General features: G+C 72.0%; 8 protein-coding genes and 1 pseudogene. 4 read left to right on the top strand and 5 right to left on the bottom strand.

Going from position 1 to position 9,774, the window contains the following annotated elements; genetic code table 11:
- Positions 1–340 (top strand): annotated as a pseudogene (locus ACLEQD_RS29195) (hypothetical protein); the annotation flags it as partial.
- A 67-nt stretch (positions 341–407) separates the two neighbouring features.
- Here ACLEQD_RS29195 and ACLEQD_RS29190 read toward each other — a convergent pair.
- Together ACLEQD_RS29190 and ACLEQD_RS29185 are read right to left on the bottom strand one after the other, a co-directional pair.
- Complete coding sequence (locus ACLEQD_RS29190) at positions 408–2,921, bottom strand: YbcC family protein (protein WP_410388497.1); 2,514 nt, start codon at positions 2,919–2,921, stop codon at positions 408–410.
- The gene (locus ACLEQD_RS29185) at positions 2,918–4,504 is read right to left on the bottom strand and encodes an NADH-quinone oxidoreductase subunit L (RefSeq protein WP_410388495.1); all 1,587 of its coding nucleotides are present in this window, start codon (positions 4,502–4,504) and stop codon (positions 2,918–2,920) included. The genes ACLEQD_RS29190 and ACLEQD_RS29185 overlap by 4 nt, the downstream gene beginning before the upstream one ends.
- Before the next feature lie 79 nt (positions 4,505–4,583).
- Here ACLEQD_RS29185 and ACLEQD_RS29180 point away from each other — a divergent pair, with 79 nt between their 5' ends.
- Positions 4,584–5,516 carry a LysR substrate-binding domain-containing protein gene (locus ACLEQD_RS29180; RefSeq protein ID WP_410388493.1) on the top strand — a complete coding sequence of 311 codons (933 nt, stop codon included), beginning with the start codon at positions 4,584–4,586 and terminating at the stop codon, positions 5,514–5,516.
- Positions 5,517–5,555: 39 nt separating this feature from the next.
- Here the strand turns inward: ACLEQD_RS29180 and ACLEQD_RS29175 are convergent, their stop codons facing one another.
- Positions 5,556–5,942, bottom strand: coding sequence for a serine/threonine protein kinase (locus ACLEQD_RS29175; protein WP_410388492.1), 387 nt, complete (start codon positions 5,940–5,942; stop codon positions 5,556–5,558).
- A gap of 284 nt (positions 5,943–6,226) precedes the next feature.
- On the opposite strand from ACLEQD_RS29175, the gene ACLEQD_RS29170 reads away from it, so the two are divergent.
- The gene (locus ACLEQD_RS29170; RefSeq protein WP_410388490.1) at positions 6,227–7,699 is read left to right on the top strand and encodes an ATP-binding protein; all 1,473 of its coding nucleotides are present in this window, start codon (positions 6,227–6,229) and stop codon (positions 7,697–7,699) included.
- Positions 7,700–7,801: 102 nt separating this feature from the next.
- Positions 7,802–8,413, top strand: a complete 612-nt coding sequence (locus tag ACLEQD_RS29165; RefSeq protein ID WP_410388488.1) for a hypothetical protein — start codon at positions 7,802–7,804, stop codon at positions 8,411–8,413.
- A 5-nt stretch (positions 8,414–8,418) separates the two neighbouring features.
- On the opposite strand, the gene ACLEQD_RS29160 is transcribed toward ACLEQD_RS29165, so the two are convergent.
- Complete coding sequence (locus ACLEQD_RS29160) at positions 8,419–8,613, bottom strand: hypothetical protein (protein ID WP_410388486.1); 195 nt, start codon at positions 8,611–8,613, stop codon at positions 8,419–8,421.
- A gap of 248 nt (positions 8,614–8,861) precedes the next feature.
- Positions 8,862–9,209 carry a helix-turn-helix domain-containing protein gene (locus tag ACLEQD_RS29155; protein WP_410388484.1) on the bottom strand — a complete coding sequence of 116 codons (348 nt, stop codon included), beginning with the start codon at positions 9,207–9,209 and terminating at the stop codon, positions 8,862–8,864.
- Positions 9,210–9,774: the final 565 nt, after the last annotated feature.

Here is a 9,774-nt window from a genome sequence, read left to right as displayed (position 1 = left end):
GGCCGTGGTGCGGTGGCTGGTTCCCACGGCCCACGCGTCGGGGCTGGTGCTCTGGCCGGCGCTCGCGGTGCTGCGGGGCGTGGACGTGCTGGTGGGGGCGGGCGGCTACAACACCGTGCAGGAGGCCCGGGCCACCGGGACGCCGCTGGTGGCCTGGGCGCGGCCCCGGCTCTACGACCGGCAGGCCCTGCGGCTGACGGAGGCGGAGCGGGTGGGGGACGCGGCGGAGCTGGAGGCGAAGGTCGCGTCCGTGCTCCAGGAGGCGTTTCACGCGCGCCCCGCTGCCTGGGACAATGGCGTCCACGCGGCGGTGGAGGCCATCGAGCGCGTGGCGCGCTAGCAGGGCGAGGCCCGGTTCGCAGGCAGAGGCGGCCGGGCCTCTCGTTGGCCGTGCGCGCGTGCGGCCGTCAGGCCCTCGGCGTTGGCGCTGGCGCGCTCATGGGCGTCTCGCGGTGCCAGCGCCCGCCGCGCAGGGCGTGGATGGCGCACTCCTCTTCATCGATCTGGAAGAGCGAGAGCCAGCCATTGGTGACCAGCGCCTGGACGTGTGCGTGCTTGTCCAGCACCGCGGAAATCGCGGCGCGCGGCGCCTCGATGAACACGCTCAGCCTGAGCGGCGTGTGCACCCACCGCTCACCATCGTGCAGGGACTGCATCGGCAGTCCAATCCGAAGGTCGCCGCCGTTCCCCTCGAAGACGCCGAGATGGCCGCCGACGACGTTGTGCAGCACCTTGTCCCCGCTGCCGTAGCGCGCGTTGTCGACAGTGGACGCGTAGTACTGGAAGTTGATCCAATGCGTGACGACCATCGGGGCCGTCATGATCAGCTCGAGGACGGCGAAGCCTTCATCCTCCTGGTGCCGGTACTCGTGGAGAAACGAGCGCCCCTGAAGGTCCAGATGACGGCAGTGCTCGCGTGGCGCGACGATGAACGCCGCGTTGTTCGCGAGCCCCCACTCGGCGCGGACCTGGGCCCAGTCGGTGGTCCTCTCGCGAATGGCCTGGTGGAGCTTCGAAGGCCCGGCGCCCTCGAGCCCCAGCAGGGGGGCGCGCTCGGTCCGCGCGCGGGCCCCCGCCTCCGCGAGCCACGACCGGAGCGCGTCGAGGTCGACGCGATGAGAGGGCGGGGCCTCATCGACCTCGAACAGCTCCACCTCGTCGGTGGTCGTGTGGTGGAGCGCCGGCACGAACCACGTGCTCTCGGGGACGTGGATTCCCCGCTTCGCGAGCCCCTTTCGCACCTCGGGCTCGTTGAGCAGCGCCGCGGCGGCACGCGCATTGACCTCGCCGGTCTGTCCGCAGCACGCCCCGCAGTCGAGCCCCGCCGCGTGGGGGTTGTTGCGGGTGGCGCTGCCGTGTCCCACGAGCAGGACGAACCGCGCGAAGTCGTGGGTCAGGCTCATGCCGCGGAGCATGCCCGCGGCGAGGTCGCAGCGCGCCTCGAACTCCAGGGGCCCGCCATCCACCGCGCCGCTCACGCGTGGCTTGCGCCTGGCGTCCATTTCGCGGGAGAGCCCGACGCTGTCGAGTCTCCGCGCCCCTCCCAGGCCGAGGCTGTCCCTGACGAGCTTTCCTGCGTAGGTGAGCCCGAGCGCTTCGACGAACGTGAAGGTCGACAGCGCGTCCGTCTTGAACGTGCTCCACGCGGCGGCGAGGTCGAAGTGCCGGGTACGTCGCGCTTCCGCGTCCGGCCCCAGCCCCGTGTCCGATGCGCGCAGGCGAGGCGCGAGGAGTCCGGGCAGTTGCGGACGCGCGGCGGCAGCCCCGAGCGGCTGGTAGTCCATCGGAACGCCGAAGAAGCCAGCGAAGCCGAGCGTGTGGGCCGAAGGTGCGATGGTCTCGAGGGCGCGTCGGAAGACCTCCGAGCGCACGTCGATGCAGAAGACGGCCTGCACCGACGGGGCCGTGCGGCGCGGGGTGCGAAGACCGGCCGGCAGCGCGCGCAGGACGGGCTCTCGCCAGGCGATCTCCAGCGCCGCCTGGAGCAGCCAATCGCTCGAGCGGGAAGCCGCCGCCGCGGCGTCAACCTGCGGCCAGCTCGCCATGGCGGTCTTCCAGCTCCGGGCGACCGCGTCTCCGCCGCCGCGGTAGAGCATCCACTCCCAGGCGAGGCGAATCGCGGCGAGGTCGTGGAGGGTGTCATCGTCGCTTCCCTGGAGCCGTGCGGTCCAGCGCCGGTACGCGCACCATGACGCCCAGCCGTTCTGCTCCAGCAGCAAGCTCCAGAGGTAGTTCTCTTGCTCGCGCGGCGGGACCTCGAGCGCCGCGAGCGCGGTCTGGGCGAGCTCGCGGGCCGTCGCGGGGAGCGCGCTGGCGTGGCTCCGGTAGGACGTCGCGCGCATGAGCAGCGCCGGGCTCCGGTCTGTCAGCGCATGCTGCCGCCAGCTCGCGTACAGCCCAAGCTCCCGCGGCGGCCCCAGCTGCGCCTGCCCTTCGTCGAAGTAGCCCGCGCAGAACTGGCTGACGCTCTGGGTGATGAAGCCGCGCCACGACGCCTCGTGGACGAGGTCTCGCCCCGCGTCCACCACGTCCACGACGCGAGCGCGCGTCGTGGGCGCCGGCTCGTCCTGCTCCAGCAGCGCGCGGAGGTGGGTGAGCGACGCGGTCGAATCGCTCGCGTCGAGCGCGGCCTGGAGATGTTCGTCGCGGAGGCGGCCCTCGCGATAGGCCTGCCGGTACCACGAGCGCGGCATGAGCAGCCGCGCGCCGGACAGGGACTGCAGCCGTGCCGCGACCTCCGGGAGCCGCGAGTCGATCAGCCCCCAGAAGGGATTGACGGCGATGAAGCGGTCGAGCGGCCAGGTCGGGGCGATCCGCGCGCAGGCGCGCTGGAAGACCTGGTCGAGGAGCGGGTCGGGCGAGGCGCTCGGGACGGAGGGCTCCTGGCTTCGAGCCATGGCGGCGGCGTTGGGCGTGCTCATGTGTGGGCCTCGAGGGTTTCCTGGATGCGGGTTGCGGGAGCGGGCTCCGACCGTCGCTGGAGCCGGGGCGGCCAGACGCGGAAGGTGAGGCGGGTGAAGCGTTCGTCGAGGTAGAGGCCGGCGAACAGCCAGGGGTAGACGGCACGCGCGAGCCGCCCCTCCGGCAGCAGCTGGAGGGTTGCCTTCACGGCGAAGAGGCCAACGAAGCCCAGGCCCACCAGGACCCAGCCGGGACCGTTCGACGCCGCGTCCTGCGAGGGCATCAGCCGCGCCGCGGCCGCGTGCCAACCGACATAGAGCAGGACGACTCCGCTCACGCGCAGTGCCACGCCGGCGGCCGTGAGGAGGCTGGCCGTCTTCCGGGTGAGCAGCGGGACCAGGGAGAGGCCGACGACGAGCGCGAGCAGGGGAACGGAGCGCTCATCGTCCGGGCGCAAGGCGGCGGCGTGCCGCAGGACGAGGACGCAGAGCGCCGCGCTCCCGGCCGCCACCAGGACCCCGACGCCGAGGCGGCCCCACGATGGCGGGGGCGGCCGCTTCGTCATGGCGCGCAGCCGCCACTCGTCGACGGCCGTCCCCGCGCTCAGGAAGGCGTGGGCCTTGTAGAGGGAGTGCGCGACGAGGTGCAGCAACGCCAGGTGCCACAGGCCCAGGCCACACTGCACGAGCATGAACCCCATCTGCGCGCACGTGGACCAGGCGAGCGAGACCTTCACGCTGACCCGGGTCGTCATGACGAGGGCGGCGATGAGGGCCGAGCCGAGCCCGATGACCACGAGGAGCAGCTGCGCGAGCGCCGCGTGAGCCATCCACGGCGCGAGCCGCAGCAGGACGAAGCCGCCGATGTTCACGACGCCTGCGTGCAGGAGCGCGGAGACCGGGGTCGGAGCCTCCATCACCTGGAGCAACCAGCCGTGGAACGGGAGCTGCGCGGACCGCAGCGCCACCGCGATGACCAGGAGCACCGCGGCGGCCTGCATCGAAGGGGGCAGCGCTGGATGCGCGCCAGCCCAGGCGGCGATGCGGTCAAGCTCAAGGCTGCCCACGTCTTGATGGACGAGCGCGAGGCAGCCCACGAGGCAGAGGTCCGCGAGCCGGCTGACGAGGAACTTCTTGTGCGCCGCGACGAGCGCGGCGGGGCGCTCGCGATAGAACGTCAGCAACTGGTGCAGCGCGACGCTCGTCGCGGTCCAGCCCAGCACCACGACGAGCAGGTTGTTCGCGATGACCAGCGCGGTGACGGCGCTCAGCGTCAGCAACAACCAGCGCAGGTACCTCACGAGCCCGGGGGCGCCCTGGAGATAGGTCCGCGAGTAGCGGACGATGATGGCCCCGAGGGTGGCGACCAGGAGCAGCATGACGCAGGTGACGGCGTCGACGCGCACCCCGAGGCGCGGCCCCGTCTCCATTGCCGCGCCCCACGTGAGCGCGGCACCGCCGGTCACGAGAAGCGCCAGCCCCAGCGCGGCGCCGCTCGCGAGTCCGGCGCGCCGGGGTGAGAGGACCGCGGCGAGCGCAAGGGTCACGGGAATCGCCAGCGCGATGACGGGGACGACGAAGGACCACTCCTCGGGCGTGTTCATGAGGCGCTGTGTAACCAGACGCCTTGGTTCTTGAAAAACACATAAAAAGGCTCATACCGTTCTGTTTGGGAGATGGAACGTGAACGTCGAGCAGATCAACTTCCACCACCTTCGCTACTTCTGGGCGGTCGCGAAGGACGGCAACCTGACCAGGACGGCGGCGCGCCTGTGCGTGGCGCAGTCAGCGCTGTCGTCTCAAATCCAGCAGCTGGAGGCGCAGCTGGGCAACGCGCTGTTCCGCAGGGCCGGGCGCCGGCTCGTGCTCACGGAGGCCGGGGAGATCGCGCTCGCCTACGCCGAGGAGATCTTCACGGCGGGCAGCCAGCTGGTTTCGACGCTCCAGCACGGCCGGCAGTCCGGGCAGGTGCTGCGCATTGGCGCGGTCGCCACGCTGTCGCGAAACTTCCAGGAGTCGTTCGTCAAGCCGCTCCTGGAGCAGCCCCACGTGCGCCTGTGCCTGGAGTCCGGGGGGCTGGCGGAGCTGCTGCTCCGGCTCGAAGACCACGCGGTCGATCTCGTCCTCGCGAACCGGCCGCCCTCGCGGGAGCCGGGTGGCCGCCTCGGCTGCCGGCGCATCGCCCGGCAGCCCGTCAGCATCGTCGGGTCGAAGCGCCAGAAGGGCTTCCGCTTTCCGCAGAGCCTCACCGACGCGCCGATGATCGTCCCCGGCCGGGAGAGCGCCATCCGCTCGGAGTTCGATGCGCTGTGCGAGCAGCTCGGCGTGCGCGTCCGCACCCTGGCCGAGGTGGACGACATGGCGACGATGCGGCTTTTGGCGCGCGATGCCCATGCGTTCGCGCTGGTGCCGTCCGTCGTGGTTCGCGACGAGCTCCGCGAGGGCGTGCTGCACGAGCACTGCGTGGTTCCGGGGCTCTTCGAGACGTTCTATGCCATCACGGCGGAGCGGAGGTTCCAGCACCCGCTGCTGACGGCGATGCTCGCGCGCGATGAGCACGAGCTCCTCGAGGTGGCCCCCCGGAGTCACCCCCCGAAGGGCAGGCCGGGCAGGTAGCGGCCTGCCAGGGGGCGGGCCTTGAAGTCCAACAGACGCCTAGTGCTTGAAGCCCTGGTGGCCGGCGACCGGCTCGATGCCGTGGGCCATGATGAAGTGGTACATCACCTGCGGGTCCTCCTTGGGGCCGCCCATCAGCTCCGCCAGGAAGTGGCCCGCCTGCGGATCCGCGTCCGGATCCGGGGAGATGGTCACCTCGGAGATTTCACGGCCCACCATCACCATCTCGCCCACCAGCGACTTGCCCTTGATGAGCTGGAGGACGTGCTGGCGCTCCTCTTCCATCAGCATCCAGTGGAAGTCGTCATGGTCGAACAACGTCATGTCGGGGGAGCCACAGCGCAGGATGCAGTTGGTGTGCTCCTGGAGCCAACGCCAGAAGGCGTCGAAGTTCAGCGTGCGGGCCGGTGGTGCGAGCAGATCCATCGGGTGACCTCTTCAAGCAAGGGGGGGCGCCCGGAGTCCGGGGGAGGGCGCATCGAGCCGCGTTGTGCGTGCTGACTAGCATGGCCGGGCCTTGGGAGGCCGGCTCCTTTTGAGGGCGGCGTCAGCCGTAGGCCTGCCCGCATCCGGGGCGCGAATCCACGATATCGGACGCTTGTTGCTTTCCTCAGGAAGAGGGCGGCGACCAGATGGGTTGGCGCGGGCCCGGAGGGAGGATGCCCGAACATGACCAGGCACGTCGGCTGGAGGCCCGCACAGGAGGCGCGATGAGCCTGCGCGCCTTCTTCTCCACCGTGGTGGGCGGGCTGGTGCTGCTCACCGTGGTGGCCGCCACCCTGCTCGTGGTGCTGACCACCGCCCTGGAGCGCATGGCTTCCACGCTGAGTGAATCCGTGGAAGGCGTCCGGCAGGCCGAGGAGCTGGAGGTGGACCTGCTCGTCCACTCGCGCCTCGTGGCGCTGCCGGGCGCTCCCCTCCTCGCGGACCCGTCGCGCGGGCGCTCGCCGCCGCAGATTGAGTCCGACCTGCGCCGCCAGCTGGTGGAGATGCAGGGCACCGCCTCCACCCAGGAGGAGCGCGGGATGGTGGCGGAGGTCCAGACGCAGGTGTACGCCTACCTGCACGCGCAGCAGGCGCCGCTGCGTCCGGGGCTCTCCGAGGCCCAGCACGGCGCGGCGGCCACGCCGCCGCTGGACGCGGCGCTGCGGTCGCTGGAGCGGCTCATCCAGCTCAACGTGGACCAGGCACAGGAGGCCCGGCAGCGCGCGGCGTACTGGAGCGAGACGGCCAACGTGCTGGGGCTGGTGCTGGGCCTGCTGCTGCTGACGACGCTGGGGCTGGTCATCTTCTGGCTGCGGCGCTTCGCGCTGCGCCCGGTGACGGGGCTGCGGCAGGCGATGTCCGGCTTCGGCCGGGGCGGGCGGCACCTGCGCGCGCCCGAGCAGGGCCCGTCGGAGATCCGCGACATGGCCCACACCTTCAACGAGATGGCGGACAGCCTCACCCACCAGCAGGAGCAGCAGCTGGCGTTCCTGGCCGGCGTGGCGCACGACCTGCGCAACCCCCTGTCCGCGCTGAAGCTGTCCACGTCGCTGACGGGCCGCGGAGAGATGACGCCGGAGCGGATGCAGCGCACGCTGGGGCTGGTGCGCCGGCAGGTGGCGCGCCTGGACCGGATGGTGGGGGACCTGCTGGACGCGACCCGCATCGAGGCCGGCAAGCTGGAGCTCCAGCCGGAGGTGCGCGACACGCGCGAGCTGGCGCGCTCCGTGGTGGAGCTGTACCAGTCCGGCGACTCCGGGCACACGCTGGAGCTGGTGGTTCCGGACGCCCCGGTGCTGGTGCGCGCGGACCCCGCCCGGCTGGAGCAGGTGCTGACCAACCTGGTGAGCAACGCGCTCAAGTACTCCCCCTCGGGCAGCCGCGTGGAGGTGTCCGTGCGCGGGGACGCCGAGCACGTGGTGGTGGCCGTGGCGGACCAGGGCATTGGCATGTCGCCGGAGGACCTCAAGGGCCTCTTCATCCCGTTCCAGCGCGCGGGCAACGCGAAGCAGCGCGCCCCGGGCGTGGGGCTGGGGCTGTCGGTGTCGCGGCGGATCATCGAGGCGCACGGCGGCCACATCGAGGTGGAGAGCCAGCCCGGCCAGGGCTCCGTGTTCCGCGTCCACCTGGCCCGGGTGTCCTCCGCCGGCCCGCCCGCGCCCGCCGACGAGGAGGAACCCGCCGGCGCGATGCACTGAGGGCGGGGGGAAGCGTTGCCTGAAGCGTGCCCGGGTGACGCGGAGGGATGCGCCCGGGCGGGGCAGGGCGTACCTTGCGGCCCCATGTCAGGAGCCGTCTGGATGATGAAGCGTTCCCACCGGGCCGTGCCGCTGGCCGCCGCCCTGCTGGTGCTGGGAGGGTGCGCGGGCCGCACCCAGACCGAGCCCCCCGTGTCCGCCGCCGAGCCCGTGCGGGAGGCGCCGTCCTCCGTCGTCCAGTCCCCGGAAGGGGGCTTCAGCGTGACGTTCCCCGGCCCCGTCACGGAGGAGCGGCGCGTGCAGCCCACGGACGTGGGCGAGGTGACGCTGCACACGTTCATCGCCGCGAGCACGCAGGAAGACACCGCCTACTACGTCTCCTATACGGACTTCCCGCCCGCGGCCGTGGCGCGGGTGAGCCCTCGCGAAGTGGTGGACCGCGCCAGCCAGGGCGCGCTGGAGGCCCTGGGCGCGACGGCCATCACCGCGAAGCCGCTGGAGATGGAGGGCGGCTTCCCGGGCCAGGAGGTGGGGGGACTGTCCGGTCCGCGCCGCCTGCGGGGCCGCTTCTTCATGGTGGGCCCGCGCCTGTACCAGCAGCTGCTGCTGCACCCGGAGGGGCGCGCGCCGAAGGACGCGGACCGCTTCTTCGACTCGTTCCGGCTGGACCCGGGCGTGGCGGGGCGGCTGGTCCAGCGGGCCCCCGGCGGCTGAGCGCGTCAGTGCAGCGGGTGCACGAAGCGGCGCACCCCGGCGAGCAGGGCCTCCCGGTCGAAGGGCTTGGAGAGCACCTCGCGGATGGCGGGGTGGCGCTCCTCGCTGGAGCTGATGGCCACGACGGGGAGGTCCGCGAAGCGCGGCTGGTGGTGCAGGGCGTCCAGCAGCCGCCAGCTGTCCTTGCGCGGCGTCCACATGTCCACGAGCACCAGCGCGGGGACCGGGTGGCTTCCAGCCAGGAGAGCGCCTCGTCACCCGTCCCCGTGGCGGCGACGGTGTGCCCTTCGGCGTGGAGGATCTCCACGAGCGCGTCGCGCAGGTCGCTGTCGTCTTCGACGAGGAGGAGGGTGGGAGGCGCGCGGCTCATCTGCCCCGACGCATAGGGCAATCGCGGCCGGGGTGACAGGGAACATCTGCCGGGTGCGACCGGCACGGTGCCGCGCCTTCAACGCTCGTCGAACATGGCCTGGAGCACGCGCCACGCGAGCTTCAGTTCGGTGCCGGAGCGGCCCGCGAGGAAGTCGCAGATCTCCGCCACGCCGTCGGTGCGCTCCAGGTCGAAGGAGTGGAAGAGGGTCTTCAGCGACACGTCCAGCCCCACGGACAGCTTGCCCAGCGTGTCGAGCGACGGAGAGAAGGCGCCCCGCTCGATGCGGCGGATGGCGTCCACCGACAGGTCGCTGCGCTCGGCGAGCGCCTCCTGCGTGAGCGAGCGGCTGTTGCGCATGCGGCGCACGTGGTCGCCAAATCGCCGGTGGAGCTTCGTCCACGTTGTGAGCCGGTTCTTGCCCATATTCGCGGCGGATAATTTGGGGGCACACCGCGCCATGTGAAGGGACCATGTTCGCGGCCGGACCCTGCATTTGCGCTGGGGCGCGGAAAATCCGGTTCTTGCTCGCGGGCGTCCGGGCGGAGCGTGTGATGCAGGACGGATGCGATGTCCGGGAAGCCACGCCGGGGCGGCCCGCAAGGCGGCCGAGCGTGGGGTCCAGAACATGCGCGCCCCCGGGCTTTCGTCTACGCTCGCGGACCACATGAAGGTTCCCGAGTTCTCGCGGGGGCTCCGGCGGGCGGGGTTGCTCGCTGTCCTGGCTGGGGCGCTGCTCCCTGGGTGCGAGTCCCGCACACCCCCACACCGGTTCCCCCTGACGACGACTCCCGCGACGGACCCCGCGCCCCCTCCGGAGGCGAGTGCCGAGCGACCCGCTTCCGTTGAGGCCACGTCCGCACCGCCCCCGGCCGCGCAGCCCGAACAGCCCGCGTCCCACGACGGAGTGGCTTCCGCGCAGCCCTCGTCGGGTGAGGCGGGGACCTCCGCGCGGCCTGTGACCTCGGAGGCCGCACGCGAGCTGACGGCG

The organism is Corallococcus sp. 4LFB (genome assembly GCF_046520365.1).
GTDB classification, from domain to species: Bacteria; Myxococcota; Myxococcia; order Myxococcales; family Myxococcaceae; genus Corallococcus; species Corallococcus caeni.
The sequence above is the reverse complement of the archived record's forward strand: the minus strand, read 5'-3'. Positions and strand labels throughout refer to the sequence as shown.

What these genes read in the sequence shown, in the direction of transcription:
- ACLEQD_RS29190 (WP_410388497.1), bottom strand. Translation starts at nt 2,921, where the DNA reads ATGAGCACGCCCAACGCCGCCGCCATGGCTCGAAGCCAGGAGCCCTCC.
- ACLEQD_RS29185 (WP_410388495.1), bottom strand. Translation starts at nt 4,504, where the DNA reads ATGAACACGCCCGAGGAGTGGTCCTTCGTCGTCCCCGTCATCGCGCTG.
- ACLEQD_RS29175 (WP_410388492.1), bottom strand. Translation starts at nt 5,942, where the DNA reads ATGGATCTGCTCGCACCACCGGCCCGCACGCTGAACTTCGACGCCTTC.
- ACLEQD_RS29170 (WP_410388490.1), top strand. Translation starts at nt 6,227, where the DNA reads ATGAGCCTGCGCGCCTTCTTCTCCACCGTGGTGGGCGGGCTGGTGCTG.
- ACLEQD_RS29165 (WP_410388488.1), top strand. Translation starts at nt 7,802, where the DNA reads ATGATGAAGCGTTCCCACCGGGCCGTGCCGCTGGCCGCCGCCCTGCTG.
- ACLEQD_RS29160 (WP_410388486.1), bottom strand. Translation starts at nt 8,613, where the DNA reads ATGTGGACGCCGCGCAAGGACAGCTGGCGGCTGCTGGACGCCCTGCAC.
- ACLEQD_RS29155 (WP_410388484.1), bottom strand. Translation starts at nt 9,209, where the DNA reads ATGGGCAAGAACCGGCTCACAACGTGGACGAAGCTCCACCGGCGATTT.